Consider the following 26,392-nt stretch of genomic DNA (forward strand, 5'->3'; position numbering starts at 1 on the left):
GAACTACGACATGCTGCATGGCGACGCGGTCGCTATGGGTATGGTGGCGGAGGCCAGGATGGCGGTGGCGCTGGGGATCGCGCCAGCCGACCTGGCGGCGACCGTGGAGGACGGTGTCATCCGGGCCGGCCTTCCGGCGCACCTGCCGGCCGGTATCAGTGTGGCGGCCATTGTGGCGGAAACGCACGGGGACAAGAAGGCCCGGAGTGGGGCGGCCCGCTACGCACTCCCCCGCGCGATGGGGGTCATGGAGCCGGCTGCAGGCCGTTGGGCCTTGCCGGTAGATGACGCGCTGGTGTCGTCGGTTCTGTCAAAAATGACGTCCTGACGGGCCCGGCTTTGGCCGTCGTGCACGATCCGTACACTCCAGTCCGCCTTGTCCCTCACCAATGTAAACTTCATCACTCGGCTATTTTCACGGATTCTGCGCCGGTGATGTCACGAAAGTGTTGTTTGAGTGCGTAGAAATGTCATGCTGTGAAAATTTTTGTTGACCGGTCCATCCCGGAACATTATCGTGGCGCTCCCACCCCCCGGGCCTTTACCGGCCTGACATTGAGCTCACGTACGGCGAGGGCGTATGCAGGCAGCTGCCGCGACCAGGACTTCCGAAGCTCGTTCCAAAGGCTTCTTCCGCTCCGCTCCTTCCACCGCCTTCGACCAATACCTGCACGACATCCAGAAGCTGCCCCTGATCACCGACGCCGCAGAAGAGCGTCGGCTGGCGCGACTGGCCCAGAAAGGCGATGAAGCCGCCGCGGAACGCCTAGTGACGGCGAACCTCCGCTTCGTGATCTCGTATGTGAAGAAGTATCAGGGCCACGGACTCGATCTCTCGGAGCTTGTCGCCATCGGCAATGAAGGCCTGCTCAAGGCGGTCCGAAAATTCGACCCGGACCAGGGCGTCAAGTTCATCTCCTATGCCGTGTGGTGGGTCCGGCAGGCGGTCCTGAAAGCCCTCGCTGAGCAGACCCGCAGTGTCCGGATCCCGCTGAACCAGAATTCGCAGCTGATTCGAATGGCCCGTGGCGAGATGATCCTCTCGCAGGTGCTCAACCGTGAGCCCACCGACGCTGAGCTGTCGAAGCTGCTGGAAGAGCCCGTCGAGCAGGTCCGCAACGCCCGCCAGATCACGAGCACCGAAGTCTCGCTGGACGCCCCCATCGATCGGCAGGACCGCGAAGCATCCACGCTGGGCGAGCGTTTCGCCGGCGAGACGCACGCCGACATCGAAGACGGCACCGACTTCCGTCTCATGCGCGAGTTCATCGATCGCGTATTCCGGAAGTATCTCACGCCGCGCGAGCGCAAGATCCTGTACCTGTACTACGGGCTCGATGAAGGGGCAGAAGCGATGACCCTCGAGCGCATCGGGGCCCTGATGGGCGTCACCCGCGAACGCATTCGCCAGATCCGCGAACGAGCATTCGAGAAGCTGCGTGAATCGCCCGATGGTCGCGCGCTTGCCGGTTTCTGGGGAGCAGCCTGATCACCCACCGCCGCCTTGGTGCGGTAGCGCACACTCTTTATGTGAGATGCGTGTGCTAAGAAGCGAGCTCAGCATTCAATAGCTGGCGCGCTGTTGCTGATGGCGTTGTCTGCGCTGTTCAACGAAGGTTATGTTGAAAACGGCGGGTCTCCGTTGACGGGGGCCCGCCGTTTTCACGTTCCTTGGAGGTATACATTGCCGCGCGTGTTGATCGTTGACGACGAACCAGGAATCCGGTTCGCCTTGAAGCGATGGTTTGAACGCCAACAGTGGACGGTCGAGGAAGCTGGCGACGGTGCACAGGCGCTCGAACTCCTGCGCGCGAGCAGCGAAGAAGGCGACGCCCGCTTCGATGTCGTGGTCTGTGATCTTCACCTCCCGCTGGTTTCTGGTGACGAGATTGTTCGCACGATTGCCGAAGACCGACCGGCGCTGGCTGCCCGCGTCATTCTGACCACCGGCGACGCGGTGCACGATGCCACCCCAGGCAGCGTGCTCGCCCAGCACAAGCACGTGCTGCAGAAACCGTTCGACCTTGTCACGCTGCGTGATGTGGTCCACCTGATTCATCCGGTGGGCTGAACCTGGCACCACCCGCGTCGTGATCGCAGCACCCGATCCCTTTCGGTCGAGCGTGCTGGATAGATTGTCGGGATGCTGCGCGATGCACTCGCCGCGATCGTCGGCGCCCAGTGGGTGAAGGAACGCCGCCAGGAGCTGGCGGTGTTCGATGCGGACGGCCTCCCCGGATACCGGGCGACGCCATCGTTGGCCGTGTTGCCTGGCACCCGCGACGAGCTGATTGCCGTCGTCGGAGAGCTCGCCCGAACCGGCACCCCCCTTGTGCCGCGTGGCGCCGGCACAGGGCTCTCCGGCGGCGCACTCGCCGATGATGTGGTGCTGGTTGGGCTCAACCGCCTCACCCGGATCATCGAGGTCGACCCGGTCAATCGCATCGCCCGCGTCGAGCCCGGCGTCGTGAATGCCAAGCTCTCCCGAGCCACGGCCCGCTATGGCCTGCACTACGCCCCCGATCCGTCCAGCCAGACCGTGTGCACCATCGGTGGCAACGTGGCGGAGAATGCCGGTGGCCCGCACTGCCTCAAGTACGGCGTGACGCTCAATCACATCGTCGAGTGCGAAGTCGTGCTCCCCGATGGCTCCGTCACCCGACTCGGCAACGCCTTCGGTGAACCCGACGGCTACGACCTGCTGGGCACCTTCATCGGCAGCGAAGGATGTTTTGGGATCGCCACCGAAATCACGGTGCGCCTCGTGCCGCTGCCCGACGCGGTACACACGCTGCTCGCCGACTTTTCCTCGGTGGACGCCGCGGCCCGCGCAGTCTCGAAGATTGTTGCCACCGGCATCGTGCCAGCCGCACTCGAGATGATGGACAACGCCACCATCCGCGCGGTGGAAGCCAGCATCTATGCGGCCGGCTATCCCATCGACGCCGCGGCGATCTTGCTGTGCGAGGTGGATGGTGTGGCCGACGGCCTCGAAGCCGACGTGGCCCTCATCCGCGACGCGTGCAATGACTGTGGCGCGCGGGGTGTGCTGGTGGCCACCGAACCGGCCGACCGCATGCGTCTGTGGCAGGGACGCAAGAAGGCGTTCGGTGCAATGGGACGCATTGCCCCGGCACTCGTGGTGCAGGATGCGGTGGTGCCACGCACACGGCTGCCGGAAGTGCTGGCGCGCATCAACGACATCGGCACGCTGCACAATGTGCGCGTGTGCAATGTCTTCCATGCCGGTGATGGCAACCTGCACCCCAACATTCCCTACAACGCCTCAGACGCCGACGAAAGCGCGCGGGTGCATGCCGCCATGTCGGCGATCATGCAGACCTGCATCGATGTGGGCGGCACCATCACCGGCGAACACGGTGTCGGGCTGGACAAGCTCCCCTATATGGAGACGTTGTTCGACGCCGAGTCACTCGATGCCATGTGTCGCGTGCGCGCGGTGTTCGATCCGGACCGGCGCGCCAATCCCGGCAAGGTCGTGCCGGTGCATGCCTGCAGGGAATGGCATGCGACTCCGGCGGTGCGGCGATGAGCCATCCCACTCTGCGTGCAACCTCCCCCGCTTCGGTGGACGCGTTGGCGGCAACGGTGCGCGCACATCACGCGGCCGTGCAGCCGATGCGGTTCATCGGCAGTGGGACATGGCTGCAGGGCGGCGGTCCGTTCGTCGATGCGACTCCCGTGTCCTTGCGCGGCTTGGCCGGCATCGTCGAGTACACTCCCGGCGATCTCGTGATCACGGTGGGGGCAGGCACCACCATGCGCGAGTTGTCTGCCATCACGACCGAACACGGGCAGATGCTCGCCCTGACTCCGTATGGCGACACGGAGTCCACCATTGGGGCGACCATCGCCACAGCGTCCGCCGCGCCACTCGCGCTCGATGATCTCTCGGTACGCGACCTCGTGCTCGGACTCACGGTGATCACCGGTACCGGTGCTGTCACGCGTGTGGGTGGACGCGTCGTGAAGAATGTCGCGGGCTTCGACTTGGTACGACTGCACACCGGGGCATGGGGCACACTGGGCGCGATCGCCGAGGTCAGCCTGCGACTGCACGCCGTCCCGGTGCATGATGTGGTGCTCGGCGGTCGCCTGTCCGCCGAACTGGGCGATGCCATTCCCCCGCTGGTGGCAAACCGTGCGCCCATTCCCATGCAGGTTGTGCTCGAACCCGGTGAAGCGCCGCGACTGCTGGCACGGGTGAGTGGAAACCTCGCGCGCGTGGACGCCCTCCGTGCGCGCCTGGTGCAGCTGGGCATGCAGAACCCCGAAGCTCTGTCGCCCGACGACATCGCCGCGCGACGGCACACACCAGACGATGCCATCGTGCTACGACTGCGCACTGCACTCTCGGATGCCGTGCCGTTTGTACGTGCCACACGGGATGCGTTTCCCACGGCATCGCTCACGTATTCTCCACACCGGGGTTCTCTGCGAGTGGTGCTGCCAACCGCAACGAGTGCGGGCGACGCGGAAGACATCATGGACGGCGTCACGCGCGCCCTGAGCACTGTCGCCAGGCTGGCCACCACTTTTGGCGCCTCGCATGCCATTGCGATCGCCCTAGATCAGGGCCGACGCCAGTACCCCGCGCGCACACCGCTCGAAGCCGGTATCAAGCGCGCCCTCGATCCCGATGATCTCTGCAACCGCGTGAGCGCCATGGATTCCGCGCCCGCTCCGCTGCCGGTATGATGCGCCCGTCGTTTTCTCTATCGGACTTCCCGTGATGAGCGCCATGACCAGCTCTCGCGATCTTGCACACGCGGCGGCGGCGCCCTGCGCTCTGCCGAACACGCCGCTCGCCCACGCCGCCGCGGGCCTCGATGCCTGCGTGCACTGCGGATTTTGCCTGCAGGCGTGTCCGACGTACGTGAATCTCGAAGACGAAAACGATTCACCGCGCGGACGAATCGTACTGATGCGTCGCATGCTCGAAGGCGACATCGCACTCGATGATCCCGCCGCGCAGCACATCGATCGGTGCCTGGGGTGCCGCGCCTGTGAGACGGCCTGTCCATCGGGTGTGCCGTACGGTGAACTGCTGGAGGCCACGCGCGCGACGATGGCGCCGACGCGGGGCATCCCGCTCATCGCGCGCCCGATTCTGTTCGTCTTCCGGCATCACGTGCTGCTCCGCGCGGCGCTGATTGGCGCGAAAGTGTTCCGCGCCACCGGGTTACCGCGATTGTTGGCCCGCTTGCTGCCTGCACGACTGGCGTTCCCCATGGCGATGCTGGCGTCGACGACGCCTTCTCGTGCAGTGAAGGAGGCGCGCGCGCAATCACACGACGCCTCGCGTGGAACAGCTCCGGACACGCCTGCCAGGACGGCGCCTGCGTCGGGAAAGACGGCGATGCTCGAAGGCTGTGTGATGTCTGGCCTGTTCACGCACGTGAACGCCGCCACCGTCGACGTGCTGGCCCACAACGGGCACGCCCTCTGCCAGGCACCGGGTCAGCGATGCTGCGGAGCGCTGCACGCGCACGCGGGTGACATGCACGGCGCCAAGGCGTTGGCGCGACTCAATGTGGCGGCGTTCGAAGCCTCCGGTGCCGACACCATCGCGGTCAATGCGGCGGGCTGCGGCGCCATGCTCAAGCAGTATGGGCACCTGCTGCAGGACGAACCCGAGTGGGCAGCGCGCGCCCAGCGGATCAGCGATCGCACACGCGACATCAGCGAAGTGCTCGCAGCGGCGGGGCCGGTGCCTGGAGTGCTCGCCGGTGGACTGCGTGTCACGCACGATCCACCCTGCCACCAGATGCACGCACAGCGCGTGGTGGCACAGCCGCTCAAGGTGCTCAGCGTCATTCAAGGGCTCGAGGTCGTGCCGCTGGAAGACGCCGACCAGTGCTGCGGATCGGCCGGCATCTACAATCTCGTGGAGCCCGGCACATCCGATGCGGTGCTCGCACCGAAACTGGCACGCATTGCCGAAACGCGTGCCTCGGTGCTGGCCACGGGCAACCCGGGGTGCATGATGCAGTTGGGGGCGGGGCTGCTGCTCAGCGGCAGTGACACCACCGTCGTGCATCCGATCGAATTGCTTGCCGCATCGTATCCCCCGCGCACCTCCGCGTCGTGAACACATGCGTGAATACATGCCGGCACTGATCGTCGCGTTTGACGGTGTGCTGGCTGACACGCTGGATGCGCGCGCCAACGCCATCGTCAAGGCATGCGCCGAAGAGCAGATCGACGTGCAGATCAGTGACGTGCGACCGCTGATGGCAGGTCGCTCGCTCGATGAAGCCGTGCAGGCGGTGATCGCGCTGCGTGCCGAGGCCGGCCTGCAGGTGGACCAGACCACCGCCGATCTCGTGGCACTGCGTGCTCAGCGGCACTACGCGGCACAACTGGCGCAGGGTGTCGCGCTGGACGACACGATTCGGCGGGAGATCGTACAGGCGAGCGCCTCCGGCCATCGCGTCGCGTTGCGCGCCGATTCTCTTCGGCGGGATGTAGAGCCGCTGTTGGCGCTCTCTGATCTCGAGCACCACATCACCTTGCTGCGATGCGCCGATGACCGATCGACGGCGGGATCGAGCCGCGACACCACACTGTCACGAAGCTGGCACGCCATCGATGCACGGCTGACCGCCATGCAGATCCCGCGGTCGCAGCGCCGCGTCCGGGAGAGCAGTTCACAAACAGCGGTCCTCGCGTCAGCATTCGTGGATGTCGACGCTTCCTGAGTCATCGTCGCTGCCTGCGACGTCCGATGCGCCCGAGTCCTTTGCCGCGCCCGCTCCACTGACCGCAGAGCAGCAGCGTCACTATGACGCGCTGCGCGCCGGCGTCACGTGGTTCACGCATCCGGGGAGATGGAGCCGCATCCACGGCCCCAAGGCAACGGATGCGCTCAATGGGTTGGTCACGAATGACGTGAGTCTGCTGGCCGAGGGAACGAGCCAGTACGCCGCTGCGCTCACACCCAAGGGCAAGATGGTGGCCGACATGACCATCGTGCGTGCCGATGCCGACACGTTTTTCATCTCGGTGGATGCCACCGCGGTGGAAGGCTGGCTCGGACTCGCGCGAAAGTACATCAATCCCCGTCTCGCCCGCACGACGGACGAGAGTGCGCTCTGGGTGACCTGCGCCATTTACGGGCAGCAGCTGCAGACGGCGTTGCAATCGATCGGTGTAGCGGATCCCGATGCTTCCGGCGCCGCGCGCATTGGCGACACGGACGTGCGCGTGGTGCAGGCCCCGACGCTGTCTGGTGTCCAGGGCGTGTGGGTGATGGTGCCGGCCGATCGGTTCGAGGCGATTCGTGAGCGCATCGTCGGTGCCTGTGGCCCGGAAGCGGATGTGTCAGTCGCCGAACTGCTCCGCATCGAGGGTGGCCGTCCGACGATGTTCATCGACATGGACGAAAACACCATCCCGCAGGAAGCCAACCTCGACGCCCTCGAGGCCATTTCCTTCACGAAGGGGTGCTACACGGGACAGGAAACGGTGGCGCGGGTGCACTTCCGTGGCCACGTGAACAAACATCTGCGCGGGCTGTCGTCCACGGTGCCGTTGGTGCGTGGCACCCAACTGGTGGACGACGCAGGCAAGGTGATCGGCGACGTGCGGAGCACTGCGGTGTCTCCGCGTCTTGGGGCGATCGCGATTGGCATGGTGCGGCGGGAAATCGCACCGGGGACGTCGGTGCACGCGCGCTTGCTCACGACGGTCGATGGCGGATCGGTACCGCGGGAAACGCTGGCGCCGGTGCGCGTGGAAGCCCTGCCCTTTTCGGGGTGATGCGGGATAACGCCCGGTGGGCCACAGACCTGGCGGACAGCAAATGCAAAACGGGGGCGCTCCGAGTGGAACGCCCCCGTTTCGTTCAGCTGCGAGGCAGCTGGTACTCGGCTTAGTGCTTGACGGCCGTGTCAGCAGCCGGCGCGGCGGCGGCCGAATCCGGCTTCACCGAGTCCATCGGCGCCGGAGCCGGCGCAGCGGCGGCCGGGGCGGCAGCGGTCGAGTCAGCAGCGGGGGCCTCTTCCTTGGCGGAGCAGGCGGCGAGCACGATTGCAGCGGCGACGAGGGCGATGCGCTTCATGTGGAGGACTCCAGACGGTGCGGTGTGTGCGCCGTGCGTCCAGTAAAGCGCACGGCCCCCTCGGTGCGGTACCGACGGGGACTCGAATACCAACGACGGGATAACGAGCGAAGGGAATGTACGATACCGGACGGGAGTGTCAAGTGTGAACGGGCGACCTCTGTCACGCTTCCCGAACGGGGAAGCGATTGCCTTTCAACGAGTTGGTTCAACCCACCCGACCCAATCCGACCCCGCAGGTGCGTCCGGAGCGCCCACGATCTACTGTGTTAGAGAACCGACCGGCCCACACCCTGAGGTCCCGTGTCCCGACTTCCTGAAACACTCGGTGCGCTCAAGCGCTCCGGATACGCCACCAATCGTCCGGTCAGCGTCAAGGACGAACTCCGCCGCAACCTCGTCGCGCGCCTCCAGGATGGTGGCCCGCTCTTTCGCGGTGTGCTCGGCTACGAAGAGACCGTCATGCCGCAGATCGTCAACGCGCTGCTGGCACGGCACAACTTCATCCTGCTGGGCCTGCGTGGACAGGCCAAGTCACGCATCCTGCGCGCGCTCACCACGCTGCTCGATGAAGTGATGCCGGTGATCAGCGGGAGCGAAGTCAACGACGATCCGTTCCATCCGATCAGCAAATACGGGCGCCAGCTCGTCGACCAGCATGGCGACGACACGCCGATCAGCTGGGTGACGCGCGACCAGCGATACGTGGAAAAACTCGCCACACCCGACGTGACGGTGGCCGACATCATCGGCGACGTGGATCCGATCAAGGCTGCACGTGGTGGACACCTGCTGAGCGACGAGCTGACGATTCACTACGGCATGCTGCCGCGTGCCAATCGCGGCATCTTCGCGTTGAACGAACTGCCCGACCTCGCCGGCAAGGTGCAGGTGGGTCTGTTCAACATCATGCAGGAAGGCGACGTCCAGATCAAAGGCTATCCGGTGCGCCTGCCGCTCGATGTGCTGCTGTGCTTCACGGCCAACCCCGAAGACTACACGGCGCGCGGCAAGATCATCACGCCGCTCAAGGACCGCATCGGCAGCGAGATCATCACGCACTATCCCGAGTCGGTGGAGCTCGGCATTTCCATCACACAACAGGAAGCTTGGACGCGTCGCGATGACGGCGTGGCCATTCGCGTGCCCGATCTCATCGAAGAAGTGGTGGAACGCGTGGCGTTCGAGGCGCGTGAGGACAAGCGCATCGATCGTCGCTCCGGTGTGTCGCAGCGCATGCCCATCACCACGATGGAGAATGTGGTGTCCAACGCCGAGCAGCGTGCGCTGCGAAGCGGTGAGAGTGAAGCGGTGCCGCGCATTGCCGACGTGTATGCCGCATTGCCGGCCATCACGGGCAAGATGGAGCTGGAGTACGAGGGCGAGCTGGTGGGCGGCGCGGCGATTGCGCGCGAACTGATTCGACGTGCGTGCGACGCGACGCTGCAGGCGCGGGCCGGTGATCTCGACACCGACGAGATCGTGATCTGGTTCGAACAGGGCAGCGCGCTGCAGGTGTCCGACGAGATCGGGCTGTCGCTGGTGCGTCAGGGATTCGATCTGGTGCCCGGACTCGTGGACACGGTGACTGCACTGGGGCTGGCCCCGCGCAACGACTCGGCGTTGGTGGTGGTAGCCTGCGAACTGGTGCTTGAGGCGCTGGTCGCCCGCCGCAAGATTTCCCGTACCGATACCGGGTCTTACCGGCGAGCAGAACGGGAGAGCAGACGCCGTCCGGGGCAACAGGACTATTTCGGGTGACGAAACGTAGGTGATGTTTGAGGTACCGGAAATTTCTCATCCGGTACCTCAACAATTAATGAACCTGTAAGGTAGGCGGCGACAGGTTGCCGCATGCTTCGCACCCTCCCCCTCCCCATCCTGGCTGTCGTGCTGACAGCGCAGGCCGCCGGCGCCCAAGCGTCGGCACAGCCGCCCGTTCGCGACACCAGTGCTCGATCCATCGAGCGCATCAATGTGCGCGGTAGTCGTACCCCCACTGTCACCGGCGGCGCCACGGCCGTCGTCGTGCGCCCCGATTCTCTGCCCGTACCACTGGCACCGGCGCCCGCGCTGGCCGATGTACTGCGGCAGACGGCCTTCGTCACCATTCGCCAGAACTCCCGCGGCGAAATGGAAGTCGGCGTGCGTGGCTCCGATTCGCGCCAAGCGTCGGTGATGCTGGATGGTCTGCCGCTCTCCGTGAGCTGGGACTCGCGCGTCGACCTCTCGATCACGCCCACAACCGGCGTGGATCAGGTCGTGGTAGTGCGAGGCCTTTCGTCGCTGCTGCAGGGCGCCAACACGCTCGGCGGCGTGATTCGCATGGACCTCAACGGTCCGCTGAATGCGAACACCAGTCCGAGCCTGCGCATCGGTACCGGCTTCGACCAGTTCTCGAGCCGCGTGTTGTCGGCCAGCGGCATGGCGCCGATTGCTGTGGGCAACGGCACGCTACGCATTCGCGGCGGTGTCACCAATCGCTACCGCGAAGGGTTCGCACTCCCCGGTGGAGATCCGGGTGATGGGCTGACCGGCGGAGCGGTGGATGCTGGTGATCGTCGCAACGACAAGCTCCGCACGAACACTGATCTCGATCAGACGGACGGCTTTGGTGCCATCCGCTACGATCACCGTTCTGGCGCGTTCTTCGGCCTGACGGGAACGGCATACACCGCCGAGCGCGGGGTCGCACCCGAACAGCACATCACGGCGCCGCGGTACTGGCGCTATCCGTCGCAGTCGCGGTCGCTCGGTATCGCGTCGGCGGGTACGGGTGTGCAGCGTACGCCGTTTGGCTTCGGCTCGCTCAACGCCAGCGCCGGTGTGACCACACAGGATCTCGAGATCGAGACGTACAGCAACCGCACCTACAGCACGATCTCGTCCACAGAGAAGGGACGCGAGCGCACCAGCATCGCGCGCATTGAGGCCACGCACTCGCTGCCGTTTGCGGCCCAGCTCAAGCTGGCCGGCACGTTCAGCAATGTGGCGTACGACGAGACACTGAATGCACAGCTCGCGACGTCCACGGCCACGCGCTTCGAGCAGAAACTCAATAGCTACGGCGCCGAACTCGAAGTGCCGATCGCTTCGCGCCTGCTCGTGAGCGGCGGCGTGGTGCAGGACGAGGCGAGCACGCCGGAAACGGGCGGCCGTACGTCACTGGGAACCCTGCAGAAGACGGGTTGGCGCGTGGGCTCCACGCTGCTGGTGAACGACGGTGTGCGCCTGCATGCCTCGGTGAGTGAGCGCGCGCGCTTCCCCGCCCTGCGTGAGCTGTACAGCGGCGCCCTCAATCGTTTCGACCCGAATCCGAACCTGCGTCCCGAAAACCTGCTCGGCTTCGAAGGCGGCATCACACTCGATGGCGGCAAGTTCGCCGACAACGGATTCATGATGCAGGTCGTCGGCTTCCGTCACGTGCTGGACGACGCGGTCATTCGCATCACGCTGCCAAACCGCCTCTTCCGCCGCATCAACCGCGACGAGATCCGCAGTGCCGGCGCCGAAGTGCTCACGTCGTGGGCGCCGGTGGCGCTCAAGGGTGCGACGATCACGGCCGACGCCACGATTCAGAAGATTCGCGTGTACGACCAGACGATCACGACCGCCAACGAACGCGTCGCGGAGCACAATCCGGAGCGTCGTGGTTCACTGGCCGTGATTTCACCGACGCTGGCCGGCTTCCGCGCCAGCGTGATGGGACGCTATACGGGCACGCAGTACTGCCAGCATCCCGATCTCGGGCGGCAGGTGGAGCTCGCGGCGCAGACGGTTGCCGACGCCGCCGTCACGCGGACGTTCTCGATGCGGAGCAGCGGCCTGCTGCAGCGCCTCACCGCTCTCGTGGCGATGGACAACCTCGGCAACAAGACGGTGTACGATCAGTGCGGTCTGCCGCAGCCTGGTCGTACGATCCGGTTTGGGCTCACGCTGAACTGATCGAACGGATCCGGCCCAGCGCCATTGCCACAACCTGCTCGAGCCCCACGCCGAACTCCGTCGTGGGGCTCGCGTTTGTCAGGACGCGCAGCTTTGTGGAATCGAGAGCATAGCGTCGATCGTGCCCCGGTCGATCCATCACATGGGTGATGAGAGAACGACATGGCACGCCGAGCGCGGCCGGGCATCGCGGAAAGCGATCCCGCAACGACGCATCGGCCTGAAACGGTGCGTCAATCATGTCACACAGGCGTTGCACCAGCTCGAGATTCGAGAGCTCCGTGCCGCCGCCGATACAGAAGGTCTCTCCTGCTACATCCGCGTGTAAAATGGCGTCGAGTGCGGCACAGTGATCCTGCACGGCCAGCCATTCACGGCGCTGCAGCCCGTCGCCATAGATCGTCAGCGGCAGCCCCTCCAGCGCCTGCGACACCATGAAGGGGATGAGTTTCTCGGCGTGCTGGAACGGGCCGTAGTTGTTGGCGCAGTGCGAAATACTGTACGGCAGGCCATGGGTAACGCCTGCGGCGCGCACCAGATGATCCGATGCGGCTTTGCTGGCCGAGTACGGCGAACTGGGGTTGTACGGCGACCGTTCATTGAACGGCGGAGCGTCGGGAGCCAGTGGTCCGTACACTTCATCCGTCGACACGTGATGAAAGCGCACGCCGGGGCGCCATTGTCCCTGCGCGAACCAGGCCGCACGTGCAGCATCGAGCAAGGATTGCGTCCCGAGCACATTGGTACGCACGAACGTTGCCCCATCGACGATGCTGCGATCGACATGACTTTCTGCGGCAAAGTGCACGATGGTGTCGATGCGCTGCTGCACCATCAGCTCACGCACGAGCCGTTCATCGCCGATGTCCCCCACGACAAAATACACCGGGCCATTCGTCTCGAGATCGGCCACACGCGATCGATCGCCGGCGTAGGTCAGTGCGTCCAGGACTACCTGGTGATCACTGGGATGCCGTGCTGCCCAGTACCGCACGAAGTTGGCACCCAGAAACCCCGCGCCACCTGTGACCAGCATCCGACGAGCCGAGGCCGTGCTCATGCCGCGAGCCCCTGATTTCGCTCCGGGCCAGTGCTTCCGCAGAACGGCGAGGTGTTCACATCCGCCTCCAGAACTCTGCACGGCGCATCGACACCGTCGCCATCAGTAGAATGGAGGCCGTTACGGCGATCGCGTGCGGCGCCGTGATCGCGCGCGCCAGCGCTCCGAGCCCGAGCGACCCGACTGCCTGTGACAACCCGATGAACACCAGCGCGTAGAAGGCCATCAGGCGACCGCGATACCGATCATCGACCAGCAACTGCAGTGCCACGTTGGACAGGGCTGTGAAGACGATCATCGACACCCCGGTCACGAACAGAAAGAGCCACGCCACGTGCAACGAGCGTGTCATGGTCAGCCCCAGCAGCGTGACCGGAAACACCATGGCCGCCACGCGCATGATCGGGCCTTTCTCGCGGCGCTGTGAGAGCGGGCCGGCAATCAGCAACGCGCCGAGCAGACCGCCCAGTCCTACCATGGTCAGCAATGATCCGTATCCGCCGGGACCCAAGTGCAGTTGGTCGCGCGCCACCACGGGGATGAGCGTGAGAAAGGGACCGCCGAGGATGGCGCTGAACGTCACCAGCGTGAGGAGCTGCCGCACCGGGCCTGGCTGCAGGAGATAGCGCACGCCGTCGATGGCGTTGCTGGTGCTCTGGGAGAGGGCTTCCGCCAGAGACCCGCGCGAAGCCGTCTGTTCGTCGGTCAGGCGGATGAGGGCCAGCCCCCACAACACGGCGCCATAGCTGATGGCATTGAGCCCAAAACACCAGGCGATACCGAGCTGGTTGATGACCAGTCCGCCGATGGACGGACCGATGATCTTGGCCAGGTTGAAGCCGCTCGAATTGAGCGCAATGGCGGGCTGCAGATCCTCGCGCCCCACGAGCTGAATGAACAGGCTCTGCCGGGCGGGAATCTCGATGGCACTGCACAGTCCCTGTACGAAGGACAGCAGCAGGAGCCAGGGAATGGAGATATGCCCGGTGAGCGTGATCACCCACAGGGCTGACGCCTGAAGCAAAAAAATGGCCTGTGTCACACGCACGATACGCAGGCGATTGCCATGGTCTACGAGCGCGCCACCGTGCATACTCAGGAAGACCACCGGGATGGCACTCACCGAGGCCACCAGTCCGACGACGAAGGCGCTGTTGGACAGCTGGAGCGCCAGCCACCCGGTAGCCATCGTCTGCATCCAGGTGCCGATCAGCGACAGAGTCTGTCCGGTCCAGAACAGCCGGAAGTTCCGGTGACGCCGCAACACCCGAAATGGGTTGATGGAGCGGGCACCGGACGTGGGCGTTGTCGCCGGATCGAGAGATCGCGCGCCGTGAGTCATGTGTGGGTTCCAGAGGAACAGTAGCGACCATGCGCTTCCACACCTATACGAAGTTCAATCCGCAGCTGTCCGACGCCGTCGACTTGCAGGCGTTGCTTGACCAGCTGGCCGATTTTCTGCTGCAATCGGGCTTTGCCGGCGGAGGTGACCCGTATTGGGGCGAGCCCGGCGACGAACCCGATCGTTCGGTCGACGCGCTCAAGGAAGCCATTCTCCGTGCCCTGATTGAAAGCGGCCAGATCACGCCCGAGATGCTCAAGGCGTTGCGCGGTGAAGGCGACGATGTCTCGGAGGAGAAGCTTGCTGAATTGCTGGATGGTCTCGTGCAGCGGCTGGTCGAGGACGGATTTCTCACGCTCGACAGTGCCGGCAAGGTACCGGCGGGTCATCAGCCGGTGACCGGCAAGGGATCCTTGTCGCAAGCGGCCGCTCGTGATGTGCAGTTCAACATGACCGGCAAGGGCATCGATTTCCTCGGCTTCAAGACGCTGCGCCATCTGCTCGGCTCATTGGGCAAGTCGAGCATCGGCAGTCACGACACGCCGCAACTCGCCACCGGCGTGGAGAGCGATGCGTGGAGCAAGCCCTACGAGTTCGGCGATACGCTCAACCTCGACGTGCCGGCCACGCTGGCCAATGCCCTGGGTCGGTCCGGTTCACTCGACGTGCCGATCGACCTGGACTACAGCGACCTCATGGTGCGACAGAGCGAATATCGTTCGAGCTGCGCCACGGTACTGATGCTCGACACGTCACACTCGATGATTCTGTACGGCGAAGACCGCTTCACGCCGGCCAAGAAAGTCGCGCTCGCTCTCACGCACCTCATTCGCACGCAGTTTCCGGGCGATACGATCCGCGTGGTGCTGTTCCATGACAGCGCGGAGGAGATTCCGATCGAGACCCTGGCGATGGCGCAGGTGGGCCCGTACCACACGAATACGGCCGAAGGGCTCAAGCTCGCCCGTCGCCTGCTGATGGCGCAGAAAAAGGACATGCGCCAGATCATCATGATCACTGACGGCAAGCCGTCGGCGCTGACGATGCCCGATGGCCAGATCTACAAGAATTCGATGGGGCTCGACGGGCACGTCATTGGCGAGACGCTGCGCGAGGTGGCCGCGTGCCGGAAGAGTGGCATCATGATCAACACGTTCATGCTCGCGCGCGATAGGGCGCTGGTGGAGTTCGTGAAGCGCGTGAGCGAGATCAGTCGCGGCAAGGCGTACTTCACCAACACGATGAGCCTCGGGCAGTTCGTGCTGATGGATTTTCTCAAGAAGAAGACGCGACGGGTGAGCTGACGCAGTCACAGCGCTCTTCGTCTAGAGAGCGATGATCTCTATGTCGTGCGAGCGTTGATCGGTGGCCACCGCCATTCGGAAGTCGCCGTCAGCGGCAAGCAACAGCGACCACGAGGACGGATCCCCATACCCGCCCAGTTCCAGGACGCGGTGCTTCGACCCAGTAGTGGTCCAGCTGTCGCAGGCAATGACCGCCATGCTATCGACACCGAGACCCAGCGCCTTGACGATCGATTCTTTCGCCGTCCAGTGACGGGCGAACCATGCCGGCCGCTTCTCCGGTGATACCCGACGCCAGGTGTCGTATTCGGACACGTGCCAGCATCGCTCGGCGATGCTATCGAGGTCCAGATCGTCGCGTACCGGCTCGACATCCACGCCAATGTGTCCCGTCGCGACAAACGCCACGGCCACGCAATCATCCGCATGGGTGATGCTGAATGCCGGCGATCCGGCGATGCTCGGCTTGCCCGACGGGGATCGCTCGATATGCAACAGGTCAGGTGACACGCCACGCCATGCCCCGATGGCCATACGAACGATGACGAGTGCGAGGCGAGAGCGGGATCGATCCTCTTCGCGGCGCAGGCGGTGGATGCGGTGCAGATCGGATGGCGGCAGTAGCAGCTCTGCCGCCTGGGCCGACACGGGCGGTCGGCTGACGCGCATTCTTACAACTAGGGGGACACCGGCGCGCAGGCGTTGCTCGACCAACGCTTGCAACGGACCGGAGGTGACGCCGTTCATCTGGGCCGGGCAATGCCGGAGAGCCATTGCACGATACGCGACAACACGAGCCGTTGATGGTCGGGTCGTGTGATGGTGTGCGTGGCCTCGGGCAGATACCACTCGATGAACCGTTCGTCGAATGCGAGCGAGGGGAACATGTCCCGGAATTGCCCCTCGTACAGATACGAATCCGACTCGCCGCCGGTCATGATATTGAACAGGTGCACCCGGCGCGCAAGCAGACTGCGATACCCGTCCTCGACTACCGATTGCGGTGGCACACTCCAGCCAGCATCGTAGGCCTCGAGATACTGTTCATCGAGGCCAGACGGACGCGTTGCCTCAGCGCCGACTTTTCGGGCGATATACCGACGCCACGTGTCGTAGGTCAGCACTCGCGGTACATAGTGGCGTGCGTACCATTCACCGGTCCGGTACGTGAATGGCGCCACCTGCGTCATCGCGATCACCCGATCATCGATCACCGATGCGTCGAAAGCGGTGAAGGCGCCAGAGCAGAGCCCCATCAGCGCGAAACGGTCCACGCCCAGTTGGCGTTGCATCGCATCGAGGACCTCGAGCAACTCCGAAACCGATCGCCGATCATGCGACGCTCCCGAGGGCCGAGCGGGGCTGTCACCAACGCCGGAGGTGTCGTAGCGCAGCGCGGGAACGCCGATCTGCGCTGCCGCGCGCGCCAGCTTGACCGAGAAGCCGCAGCTTCCCACGTGGTGCAACAGCCCCGAGTTGAGAATCACCAGGGCGAACGGCAATGAATCGCTGGCGGGCCTCGTCAGCACGCCATGCAAAGGCACCGGTGCGCCGATCTGCACGACCTCTTCACGCCAAGGGATTCTGGTCACATTAGCGGCCGGCATCGAGCCACTCGACGATGGCACGCATCGGCTCCATCGGCAGAAACAGCCCTCCCATATCGTCGATACTGGTCCAGTTCGTCGGACTGTCCACCAAGCGCGCATCGACCTTCACGCCGGTCGCCACTGCTCCCGCCACCATGGCTTCGAGCCCGGCAACGGGGATCGCACTCACCAGAAGCATTGCCTCCAAGCCCCTGGCCGGCGCCGCGGGAAATCCCGAGGCGGCCAGATCATCGAGAAACGACGGCGAATACGCGAATCCCTGTATGGCCAGCATGCCCCATTCGTCGACCTGTGCTTCGGGTGGTAGTTCACTCGAAACATGGGCGGCCATCAGTTCATCGCGAAAGGCCGCCCCCGATTCCCGGGGCTCCCATAGCACCAGTCGACGCACAACGGGGAGATCGGCGACGCCGGCTGCCACCAGCGTACCAGCCCGGAGTCCGACGACGTCCACCTGCGAGGCACCGGCTGCGCTGACCAGCTCGCCTACCGCCATCCGCGCATCCTCGATCCACGCAGCCATGCGCGCATCGCCAAAATCGCCGGCCGAATCACCTTGACCGGAGTAGTCGAAGCGCAGGACATGAAAACCCTGCCCGGCAAGCTGGTTGGCCAGCCACCGAAAAGCCCGGTGGATCCTGATGTACTCCTGTCCGATGGGATAGCACAGCACAACACCCGCATTGTCTGCACGGGCGCGGGCAGGAGGATGATAGACACCGTACAGCTGCCGATCCGGTGGGCCGAAGAACATCGCCTCCACTAGCCGGCCACCTGCGAAGCCAGACTGTCCACGAGCGCCGCCAGCTGCGACAGATTGCTCATGAGCATCTCCCGCAGGTCGAACCGACGCCCAAGTGCCGCTTCCATCTCGCGTGAGACGGACATCGCCAGCAGCGAATGCCCGCCCAGATCGAAGAAGTAGGCGTCCGCCGACACGCGGTCGGTCTTCAGCGCGTTCTGCCAGATCTCGGCCACTCGCTGCTCTGCCGCCGTACTCGGCGCCCGAAACGCGGTGGTTGCCGAGGAACCATCCAGCACCGTAGTCAACGCACGGCGATCGATCTTGCCGCTGGCATTGAGCGGTAACCGCTCCATGACGGTGAACACCTGCGGCAGCATGTAGTCGGGAAGACGGCTGGCCAGCTCGCGCCGCAGTTTGAGTTGCGATACCACGGTACCCGGAACCGCCTCTATGAAGGCGACAAGTCGATCGTCGTCCGCGCCCTCATGGGCAACCAGCACGGCGCAGGCCTGAACACCTGGAATCTCCTGCAACTTCGCCTCGATGTCACCGAGCTCGATACGGAAGCCACGCACCTTCACCTGACTGTCGCTCCGTCCAAGAAACTCGAGGGCGCCATCGAGGCGCTGCCGTACGAGGTCGCCGGTACGATAGGCGCGCGTGCCGTTCTGCAGCGAAACAAACCGCTCGTCAGTCCGCACCGGGTCATTGAGGTATCCCCGTGCGACCTGCACGCCGGCGATGTACAACTCGCCCTGAGCACCGCGGGGCACAGGGCGCCCAGTCGCGTCGAGCACGTAGAGCTGCGTGTCGTCGACCGACCAGCCAATGGGAATCGGTGAGGAGTGGTCGTCCAGCGCGCACTCCCACCACGTCACATCGACGGCCGCTTCCGTCGGGCCGTAGAGGTTCACCAATCGGACGTTCGGCCAGAGGTCGTGCAGGCGATCCCGATGAGCGACACCGAGGGCTTCACCACTGCACAACACCATGCGCAGCGAGGACAAGGCCGACACACCGGGTTCGCTCAGGAACGCGCCCAGCATGGACGGCACAAAATGCATGACTGTGACACCCTGCTCTCTGACGACTTCCTTCAGGTACCTGGGCTCACGATGTCCGCCCGGTGCGGCCAACACCAACTTGGCGCCCACCTGCAACGGCCAGAAGAATTCCCACACCGACACATCGAACGTGTACGGCGTCTTCTGCAGCACCACATCGGTGGTCGAAAGACCGAGCTGTCGCTGCGCCCAGCGCAACCGACTCGCAATACCGCGGTGTGAGTTCATCACACCCTTCGGCATGCCCGTCGAACCGGACGTGTAGATGACGTACGCCAAATGGTCCGGTGCTGCCGCCGGAGTAGGACGCGCTGTGGACTGCGTGCGCCACCCAGCCTCCGGTGCATCAATGGCGCGCACTTCGACGCCGGCAGGCACATACGCGGCGAGCTTCGGGAGCTCCCCCTGTGTGCAGAGCACCACACGTGGTGCGGCCGAAGTGAGAATCTCTTTGAGGCGAGCTGCCGGGTGCGAGGTGTCGAGCGGCAGATAAGCTCCTCCCGCTTTGAGCGTGCCATACATCGCCGCGACCATGGGCAGCGACCGCTCGAACAGCAGCGCCACCACATCGTCCGGACGTATGCCTTCCGCTCGCAACCAGTGCGCCATCTGATTGGCCTGTGCATCGAGCTCGCGATAGGTCAGCGATTCGCCCTCAAAGAGAACGGCGTCCCGGTCCCCATAGCGATCGACGGCCTCTTCGAAAAGCGACACCAGTGTATCGGTGGACGTCGCCGCGCCAGTGTCCTGCCCCGACAGCGCGGGGGCAAGAATGCCGGTACCTCCCACCGGCAGGTCGCCGATGAGCGTTTCAGCATGTTGCGGCAGATTGGCGAGCAGGTCCCGATACAGTGACGCCCAATGCGTGGCCGTCGCGGCCTCCATCAGGTCGGCATTGTGGTCGACTTCGAGATCGAGTCCACGGCCCGCGCCCAGGTCGACCAGATTGAAAAACAGGTCGTACTTCACGTAACCGCGCGGTGTGGTAACGAACATGCCCCGTGTGCCGCCAAGATGCAGGGGTGACATCTCGAGATCCATGTTGAACGCGGCCGTGAGCAGCGGCATGCGGCTCGGATCACGGCGCGGTCGGATCTTCTGCAACAAGTCGCCATAGGCGAAATCCTGGCTTCCCTGCGCGTCCGTGAAGTTGCGGCGCACCTCGTCGAGCATGCTACGCACCGCCTTCGTCGGATCGATCTGGTCACGCAGCGGCAGGAAGCTCACGTCATGCGCCACAAGACCCGGCAAGCCGAGTCCGGGCTGACCGGCAGCGGGAATACCGATCACCAGATCCCGGCAACCGGACAGCTTGTGCAGCAGCAACTCGTACGCCGTCAGTGTGGCGACAAAGAGTGTGCACCCCTGCGCCTTGGCGAACGCGCGCAGCTGGTCTGCGGTTGCGGCGTCGATGTGAAACAGCTGGCGTTCACCTCGATAGGTCTTGATCGGAGGACGGGCATGATCGAACGGCAGATTCACCGGCTCCGGGACTTCGCGGTATTGCCCCAGCCAGTACGCCTCAGCGTCTGCCACTTCGCCACCCGATACCTTTTCTTCCAGCGCGCGCGCAAAGTCGGTCAGCGCCGGCGGCGTGCCGCGATCGACCTGGCGCCCCGTGCGCATTGCCTCATAGAAATGGGCAATGTCCTGCATGATGACTTCGAGCGACCAACCATCGCACACCAGGTGCGAAGCGGCCAACGCCAGCCAGGTGCGGCCGGGCGCGAGTCGAATCACCATCAGGCGCACCAGCGGGCCGTGGTGCAGATCGAAAGCCGCATCGATGTGTGCGCCCGCCAATCGCCGGGCTTCCGCTGCAGCATCCGCCTCCGCCATGGCCGACAGATCCACCACTGCAAAGGTCGGCGCCATGTAGTGTCGCACGCGCATGCCCTGCTCATCGTCGTGCACGACGCTCCGCAGACTGGCGTGGCGATTCACCACCTTGTCGAGCGTCAGCTCGAGTACATCGGCATCGAGGTCGGTCGCGAACTCGAACAGGACCTGCTCATTGTAGGCGGCGCGAGCATCCGGCCCCATGGCCAGTGCAAGCCACAGCTCCCGTTGTGCGGGAGAGAAGTCGCGGCGCTCGTCGACCTGCGCATCCGCAACGGGCAGGAACCCGGCGCGTTGCAGATCGCTGGCCGCTGCCACAAACGATTCATGCAGACGCGCGAAGTGCGCGTCGGTGTGCTCCACCGAGAAGAAGCCCGGACGGCCTTCCCAGATGTGCGCGCCGTGAAAGCGCAGATGGTGGAAGAACAGGCTTTCGAAATCCGGATTGCCATACCACCGCGGCAGAATCACCGACGCGAAATACGTCAGCTCCACGGGCACGCCCATGGCATGGTATGAACGGTTCACCTGTTCGCAGAACATTGCCGTGCGCCGGTTGAGGGCAGCCTGCAACTCCGGACCGGCCTCGGTCATGCGCGTCATCGCCGCATTCACGGCCGCGAGGGCGGTGGGGTGCCGCACAAAGGTGCCGGCGAAGTAAGTGACGCCCGCTTCGGGGAACGACTCGTCGCCGTACTGCCACCCGCCGCCGTCGAGTGCGTCCATGTACTGCGCGCGCCCGGCCACCACACCCACCGGCATACCTCCACCCACCACCTTGCCATACGCGCACAGGTCGGCGTCCACTCCGTACCAACCCTGCGCGCCACGCGGATGCACGCGGAAGCCCGTGATGATTTCGTCGAAGATCAGCGGGATGCCCAACCGTTCCGTCAGGGCACGCAGCTCGCGCACGAAAGCCACCGGCTGCAATTCCGGATTACGGCTCTGAATCGGCTCGACAATCACGGCCGCCAGTTCGTCGGCGATCGACTCGATATAGCGGAGACTCGCGGCATCCCCGTACTCGAGGACCACCATGTTCTGATTGGAGCTCTCCGGGATACCTGGCGCCACGGGCTTGTTCACGCGCTCGCCGTTGATCTCCTGTGGGCGCACGAGCACTTCATCGAACATGCCGTGATAGCTGCCGTAGAACGATACGATCGTATCGTTGCCGGTCACAGTGCGCGCCATGCGCATGGCGGCCAACACAGCTTCCGAGCCCGTGTTGCAGAAGGCGGCCCGCTCATGTCCCGTGAGGTCGCAGATCAGGCGCGCTGTGGGTCCGGCCAACGGTGACTGCGGCGCGTAGTCGATGCTGCGCTCCATCTGGGCGCGCACGGCATCGAGCAGGAAATCGGGTGCATGACCAAAGAACGTGGCACCAAATCCACCGGCGCAATCCACGTACTCGTTGCCATCGATATCCCACACCAGCGCACCCTTCGAACGATCGCCTACAATGGGATAGGTGATCTCCTTCCAGACCTGCTTGAAACCCGAGACCGCGCGCGGGTCGGCGAAGTGCGCGCGATGCTGCGCCGTATACGCCTTGGAGCTCGGCGTCTTGTCGATGACGCGCTGAATGAAGTCCGCGAGGTACTGCTCCTGCGCAGGCGACAGCGCCTCCGCGAGATTCTTCTGCACGGGCTTGAACGGCCCGAAACGCCCTGTCGCCGCAGGGCGCGTGACGGTGGGCTTGAACTCCGGACGGCGCGGCGCGGACGGCACGACAGTGGTTGGTGATGCGGCCGTAGCCACAGGCGCAGCAATAGTCCCCTGGGCTTGCAATGCGGTCAGCAGGGCGGTGTTGGCCTGAATCTGCAGCGCAATGGCCTGCTGCAACGGTGACGACATCGCGCCGCCAGCAATGGGAGTCGCCACTGACGGCAACACCGGAGCGATCGCGTCGCCCACCACTGGAGCAACGCTTGCACTCGTGGCGGACAACTCGGTCTGCAATGCGTCCAACGGTAGCTCTCGGTCGATGTAACCAGCCAGCGCGGCAATGGATGGAGCCGCATCGAACAGCTGCCGGAACGTGATCTTGACCTTGAACTCCTTCTTGAAGCGCAGGTTGGCCTGCGTCAGAAACAAGGAGTCGAAGCCCATGTTGAGGAACGTCTCCTGCACATCCACATCGGCGAGCGTCATGCCCGACATTTCACTGATGATGTGCTGCAGGCGATCCTGGATATAACTCCGGCGAGCCACAGGGCCTCTCGTCTCGGGTGGGGCGGGATGAACGACCGCGTCCATCGCGATCGTGTGATTCGGAACTGCAGCCATGGCGACGCCAGGGAACTCCGGTAACGCATTGACCGGCGCACCATTCGCGCGATGTGTCGGCGTGATCAGATAGCGCGTGCGCGCGAACGGGTAGGTGGGCATCGGCACACGCCGCGCTGCTGGTACAGTGCCGGTGGCGCTGCGCACGGCCTGCCAGTCGAGAGGCGCTCCCAAGGTCCACAATCGCGCGGCCGCAAAGCGCATCGCATCCGTGTCACGCACGTACTCTTCCGCGTGCCGTGTCGAGGCGACGATACGCTCGGCGGGCGTCTGACCCTCGAGGCGCGCCAGCGAACTGAGCACCTTTCCGGGACCGCACTCGACGAATACGCGTTCCTCGACGGACGCCAGCAGTGAGAGCCCGTCTGCGAACCGCACCGTGTTCCGCAGATGCCCCACCCAGTATTCCGGGTCCCGTGCCTCGACATCAGTCAGCCACTGACCTGAACGATTGGACACGATGGGTAGCGTGGGCGCACTCAGCGTGATCCGTTGCAGGTAGGCGCGGAAGTCACCGAGGATCGGGTCGAGCAGATGCGAATGCGCGGCGATGGCGATCGGAATGATCTGATGTTCCACACCATCCCCATCGAGCCGGTGCGCCAACTGCCGCAGCGCATCCTGATCTCCGGACAGCGTGCATTGCGCCGCTCCATTGATCGTTGCCAAGTCCACCTGTGGAGAGAGATACCGCTGCGCATCTGCAGCGGAGCACGCCACGCTCAGCATGCCGCCCGGTGTCACGCGCTCGAACAACTGACCACGCAGAATCACCAATCCCAGTGCGTCGTCGTACGACAGCACACCGGCGATGTGGGCCGCGGTGTTTTCGCCGAGGCTGTGTCCCAATAGCGCGTCGGGCTGGATACCCCAGCTCATCCAGAGACGCGTGATGGCGACCTGCAGAATGAAGATGGCCGGCAGTTGCAGTGATGGGCGCTCGAACGCGAGGCGCGCGGCGTCGTGGTCAGCCGCGTCGGCAAACCAGGTCGCGCGCAGGTCCACGCCGGTGCGTGCCCGATACGTGTTGAGACCTCGGTCCATCCACTCCCGCGCCACGGGGAATTCGCGATACAGATCGCGCCCCATGTCGAGATACTGGGTACCGCCGCCCGGGTAGAGAAACGCCACTCGCCCGCCGGAGGAAAGCACCTGCGCGCGGGCGACCGTCTGCCGATCGCCGCGACGCAATGCCGTCGTCGCCGCTGCTGCAGCATCCGCCATCACCACCTGCCGGTGCCGGAACGGCTCACGACCTTCCTGCAACGTGAACGCCATATCGGACAACGCGGCGTCGTTCGTCGCGAGATGATCAGCAAGTCGCAACGCCGCCGCGTCCAGTGCCGAAGCCGTTTTGGTGGCAAGTGGCAGCAGCTGTGTTTCGCTGTGACCGGCAATCGGCGTAGCGCACACATCCTGTGGTGCCTCCTCGAGCACGATATGTACGTTGGTGCCACCAATACCGAACGCACTCACACCGGCCCGTCGCGGTGAGTCTGTTGGCGTCCACTCCCGCAGGCGGTCCGCGACAAAGAACGGACTGTTCGTAAAGTCGATCGCCGGATTCGGTTTCTCGAAGTGCAGCGTCGGCGGGATCTGCCGGTGATGCAACGAAAGCACCGCCTTGATGAAGCCCGTGACACCCGCGGCCGAATCAAGATGCCCGATGTTGGACTTCACCGAACCCAGCGCGCAGAACTGCCGACGTGTGGTGCCCAGCGCAAACGCGCGGGTGAGCGCCGCCACTTCAATCGGATCGCCGATGGGGGTAGCGGTTCCATGGCACTCCACGTAGCCGATGGAGTCCGGTGACACACCCGCCATGGCCTGCGCCGATGCGATCACCTGCGCCTGCCCTTCCACACTGGGTGCGGCGAAGCTCATCTTCGCCGCACCGTCGTTGTTCATGGCTGCACCACGGATCACGGCGTACACCTGATCGCCGTCGGCCAGCGCATCATCGAGGCGCTTGAGGGCCACCACGCCTACACCATTACTGAACACCGTGCCGGCGGCCTTCGCATCGAATGGGCGGCAATGCCCGTCCGGCGATCCGATGCCGCCTTCCTGGAAGTCGTAGCCATCCTTTTGCGGATAGGACACGGCCACACCACCCGCCAGCGCCATGTCGCAGCCGTACGTCATGAGCGACTGATACGCCTGCGCGATGGCGACGAGCGACGTGGAACACGCGGACTGCACGTTCATGCTCGGACCGCGCAAGTCCATGCGATGCGACACCCGCGTGGCGAGATAGTCGTTGGCATTGCCCAGCATTTTCGGCAGTGCATCCTCGGGGGCACTGGCCGACGGGTTGCCGTGCAGGTTGCTCAGGAGATAGGTGTTGTTCTCCATCCCCGTGCTCTGACCACCCCACACGCCGACGATGCCCGCTACACGACCGGGCGCGTGCCCGCTGTGCTCCAGCGCATTCCAGCAAGTCTCCAGAAACACGCGTTGCTGCGGATCCATCAACTCGGCTTCGCGCACGCTATAGCCGAAGAACGCCGCATCGAAGGCTTCCGGATCACTGAAAAGACCACGGACCTTCACGAAGCCCGGATCGGCCAGTCGTTCTTCGGACATGCCGGTGCCACGCAGCTCGTCGTCGGTGAACCGGTCGAGGCTTTCGATTCCCTGCACCAGATTCTGCCAAAACTGCTCTGGAGAGTCCGCGCCCGGGACGCGCATGCTCATGCCGACCACCGCCACGCCATCGAGCGTGTCGGGTGCGGTCGACAGGTCATCGGTGCTCAATGGGCTCGCCTCGTCGCGTGCCTGATCCATTACGTCGTTCTCCGGTGAGACTGGCGCGATCGCAGCAACGCCTGTTGTTGGCGCTGCGCGCGCGATTGCATCGCATTGAGGCCGGCATCGGGTGCCTGCTGCGTCCCGATGGCCTTGGCGTATTCGCGAATGTTCGGGTGCTGGAAGAGCTGCACGACCGAAAGCTCGCGGCCCAGCGCGCGCGACATTTCTGTCGTGAGCTGGAGGCTGAGCAAGGACGTGCCGCCGAGCTCGAAGTAGTTGTCCAGCGCCCCGACGCCGTCCACCTCCAGCACCCGCTGCCATACGTCGGCGAGCTGTCGTTCCGTGGCACTGGCCGGT

General features: G+C 64.6%; 19 protein-coding genes. 11 read left to right on the forward strand and 8 right to left on the reverse strand.

What is annotated here, in order from left to right; genetic code table 11:
• The 8 genes from VGE27_RS15950 to VGE27_RS15985 form a co-directional block, all read left to right on the forward strand.
• On the forward strand, positions 1 to 328 hold a 328-nt coding region (locus VGE27_RS15950; RefSeq protein WP_331050666.1), incomplete at its 5' end, for a 3-dehydroquinate synthase family protein.
• Between the two features lie 252 nt (positions 329 to 580).
• Positions 581 to 1,489 carry an RNA polymerase sigma factor RpoD/SigA gene (locus VGE27_RS15955; RefSeq protein ID WP_331050667.1) on the forward strand — a complete coding sequence of 303 codons (909 nt, stop codon included), beginning with the start codon at positions 581 to 583 and terminating at the stop codon, positions 1,487 to 1,489.
• Between the two features lie 99 nt (positions 1,490 to 1,588).
• Complete coding sequence (locus tag VGE27_RS15960) at positions 1,589 to 2,071, forward strand: response regulator (protein ID WP_331050668.1); 483 nt, start codon at positions 1,589 to 1,591, stop codon at positions 2,069 to 2,071.
• A 72-nt stretch (positions 2,072 to 2,143) separates the two neighbouring features.
• Positions 2,144 to 3,553: an FAD-linked oxidase C-terminal domain-containing protein gene (locus tag VGE27_RS15965; RefSeq protein WP_331050669.1), complete on the forward strand. Its 1,410-nt coding sequence runs from the start codon at positions 2,144 to 2,146 to the stop codon at positions 3,551 to 3,553.
• Positions 3,550 to 4,719 carry an FAD-binding protein gene (locus VGE27_RS15970; protein ID WP_331050670.1) on the forward strand — a complete coding sequence of 390 codons (1,170 nt, stop codon included), beginning with the start codon at positions 3,550 to 3,552 and terminating at the stop codon, positions 4,717 to 4,719. Before VGE27_RS15965 ends, VGE27_RS15970 begins: the two co-directional genes overlap by 4 nt.
• 43 nt (positions 4,720 to 4,762) lie before the next feature.
• The gene (locus VGE27_RS15975) at positions 4,763 to 6,112 is read left to right on the forward strand and encodes a (Fe-S)-binding protein (RefSeq protein ID WP_331050671.1); all 1,350 of its coding nucleotides are present in this window, start codon (positions 4,763 to 4,765) and stop codon (positions 6,110 to 6,112) included.
• A 4-nt stretch (positions 6,113 to 6,116) separates the two neighbouring features.
• Complete coding sequence (locus VGE27_RS15980; protein ID WP_331050672.1) at positions 6,117 to 6,722, forward strand: hypothetical protein; 606 nt, start codon at positions 6,117 to 6,119, stop codon at positions 6,720 to 6,722.
• Positions 6,706 to 7,782: a hypothetical protein gene (locus VGE27_RS15985; protein WP_331050673.1), complete on the forward strand. Its 1,077-nt coding sequence runs from the start codon at positions 6,706 to 6,708 to the stop codon at positions 7,780 to 7,782. Before VGE27_RS15980 ends, VGE27_RS15985 begins: the two co-directional genes overlap by 17 nt.
• A 112-nt stretch (positions 7,783 to 7,894) precedes the next feature.
• Here VGE27_RS15985 and VGE27_RS15990 read toward each other — a convergent pair whose 3' ends face one another.
• Entirely contained in the window at positions 7,895 to 8,083 is a 189-nt protein-coding gene (locus VGE27_RS15990; RefSeq protein ID WP_331050674.1) for a hypothetical protein, read from the reverse strand.
• A gap of 303 nt (positions 8,084 to 8,386) precedes the next feature.
• On the opposite strand from VGE27_RS15990, the gene VGE27_RS15995 reads away from it, so the two are divergent.
• Positions 8,387 to 9,844 carry a magnesium chelatase gene (locus VGE27_RS15995; protein WP_331050675.1) on the forward strand — a complete coding sequence of 486 codons (1,458 nt, stop codon included), beginning with the start codon at positions 8,387 to 8,389 and terminating at the stop codon, positions 9,842 to 9,844.
• Positions 9,845 to 9,937: 93 nt separating this feature from the next.
• The gene (locus VGE27_RS16000) at positions 9,938 to 12,028 is read left to right on the forward strand and encodes a TonB-dependent receptor plug domain-containing protein (RefSeq protein WP_331050676.1); all 2,091 of its coding nucleotides are present in this window, start codon (positions 9,938 to 9,940) and stop codon (positions 12,026 to 12,028) included.
• Here VGE27_RS16000 and rfbB read toward each other — a convergent pair.
• Both rfbB and VGE27_RS16010 read right to left on the reverse strand, forming a co-directional pair.
• On the reverse strand, positions 12,015 to 13,088 hold the full coding sequence (rfbB, locus tag VGE27_RS16005; RefSeq protein WP_331050677.1) for a dTDP-glucose 4,6-dehydratase: 1,074 nt from the start codon (positions 13,086 to 13,088) through the stop codon (positions 12,015 to 12,017). The genes VGE27_RS16000 and rfbB overlap by 14 nt on opposite strands.
• A 55-nt stretch (positions 13,089 to 13,143) precedes the next feature.
• Positions 13,144 to 14,430 carry an MFS transporter gene (locus tag VGE27_RS16010; RefSeq protein WP_331050678.1) on the reverse strand — a complete coding sequence of 429 codons (1,287 nt, stop codon included), beginning with the start codon at positions 14,428 to 14,430 and terminating at the stop codon, positions 13,144 to 13,146.
• Positions 14,431 to 14,459: 29 nt separating this feature from the next.
• On the opposite strand from VGE27_RS16010, the gene VGE27_RS16015 reads away from it, so the two are divergent.
• Positions 14,460 to 15,734, forward strand: coding sequence for a vWA domain-containing protein (locus VGE27_RS16015; protein ID WP_331050679.1), 1,275 nt, complete (start codon positions 14,460 to 14,462; stop codon positions 15,732 to 15,734).
• Between the two features lie 21 nt (positions 15,735 to 15,755).
• Here the strand turns inward: VGE27_RS16015 and VGE27_RS16020 are convergent, their stop codons facing one another.
• The 5 genes from VGE27_RS16020 to VGE27_RS16040 all read right to left on the reverse strand — a co-directional run.
• Complete coding sequence (locus tag VGE27_RS16020) at positions 15,756 to 16,403, reverse strand: 4'-phosphopantetheinyl transferase family protein (protein ID WP_331050680.1); 648 nt, start codon at positions 16,401 to 16,403, stop codon at positions 15,756 to 15,758.
• Positions 16,404 to 16,477: 74 nt separating this feature from the next.
• On the reverse strand, positions 16,478 to 17,326 hold the full coding sequence (locus tag VGE27_RS16025; RefSeq protein WP_331050681.1) for a hypothetical protein: 849 nt from the start codon (positions 17,324 to 17,326) through the stop codon (positions 16,478 to 16,480).
• 1 nt (position 17,327) lies between these two features.
• Positions 17,328 to 18,098, reverse strand: a complete 771-nt coding sequence (locus VGE27_RS16030) for a serine aminopeptidase domain-containing protein (RefSeq protein ID WP_331050682.1) — start codon at positions 18,096 to 18,098, stop codon at positions 17,328 to 17,330.
• Between the two features lie 8 nt (positions 18,099 to 18,106).
• Positions 18,107 to 26,071: a non-ribosomal peptide synthetase/type I polyketide synthase gene (locus tag VGE27_RS16035; RefSeq protein WP_331050683.1), complete on the reverse strand. Its 7,965-nt coding sequence runs from the start codon at positions 26,069 to 26,071 to the stop codon at positions 18,107 to 18,109.
• Positions 26,071 to 26,392, reverse strand: a 322-nt coding sequence (locus tag VGE27_RS16040; RefSeq protein ID WP_331050684.1) for a phosphopantetheine-binding protein, incomplete at its 5' end; no start/stop codon positions are given. The genes VGE27_RS16040 and VGE27_RS16035, both read right to left, overlap by 1 nt.

The sequence above is a fragment of the Gemmatimonas sp. genome (assembly GCF_036405635.1).
GTDB lineage: Bacteria > Gemmatimonadota > Gemmatimonadetes > Gemmatimonadales > Gemmatimonadaceae > Gemmatimonas.

Coding starts and splice junctions, on each gene's coding strand:
- VGE27_RS15980 (WP_331050672.1), top strand. CDS start 6,117: ATGCGTGAATACATGCCGGCACTGATCGTCGCGTTTGACGGTGTGCTG.
- VGE27_RS16000 (WP_331050676.1), top strand. CDS start 9,938: ATGCTTCGCACCCTCCCCCTCCCCATCCTGGCTGTCGTGCTGACAGCG.
- VGE27_RS15985 (WP_331050673.1), top strand. CDS start 6,706: ATGTCGACGCTTCCTGAGTCATCGTCGCTGCCTGCGACGTCCGATGCG.
- rfbB (WP_331050677.1), bottom strand. CDS start 13,088: ATGAGCACGGCCTCGGCTCGTCGGATGCTGGTCACAGGTGGCGCGGGG.
- VGE27_RS16015 (WP_331050679.1), top strand. CDS start 14,460: ATGCGCTTCCACACCTATACGAAGTTCAATCCGCAGCTGTCCGACGCC.
- VGE27_RS15965 (WP_331050669.1), top strand. CDS start 2,144: ATGCTGCGCGATGCACTCGCCGCGATCGTCGGCGCCCAGTGGGTGAAG.
- VGE27_RS15955 (WP_331050667.1), top strand. CDS start 581: ATGCAGGCAGCTGCCGCGACCAGGACTTCCGAAGCTCGTTCCAAAGGC.
- VGE27_RS16035 (WP_331050683.1), bottom strand. CDS start 26,071: ATGGATCAGGCACGCGACGAGGCGAGCCCATTGAGCACCGATGACCTG.
- VGE27_RS15960 (WP_331050668.1), top strand. CDS start 1,589: ATGGCGTTGTCTGCGCTGTTCAACGAAGGTTATGTTGAAAACGGCGGG.
- VGE27_RS16020 (WP_331050680.1), bottom strand. CDS start 16,403: ATGCGCGTCAGCCGACCGCCCGTGTCGGCCCAGGCGGCAGAGCTGCTA.
- VGE27_RS15970 (WP_331050670.1), top strand. CDS start 3,550: ATGAGCCATCCCACTCTGCGTGCAACCTCCCCCGCTTCGGTGGACGCG.
- VGE27_RS15990 (WP_331050674.1), bottom strand. CDS start 8,083: ATGAAGCGCATCGCCCTCGTCGCCGCTGCAATCGTGCTCGCCGCCTGC.
- VGE27_RS16030 (WP_331050682.1), bottom strand. CDS start 18,098: ATGTTCTTCGGCCCACCGGATCGGCAGCTGTACGGTGTCTATCATCCT.
- VGE27_RS15975 (WP_331050671.1), top strand. CDS start 4,763: ATGACCAGCTCTCGCGATCTTGCACACGCGGCGGCGGCGCCCTGCGCT.
- VGE27_RS16010 (WP_331050678.1), bottom strand. CDS start 14,430: ATGACTCACGGCGCGCGATCTCTCGATCCGGCGACAACGCCCACGTCC.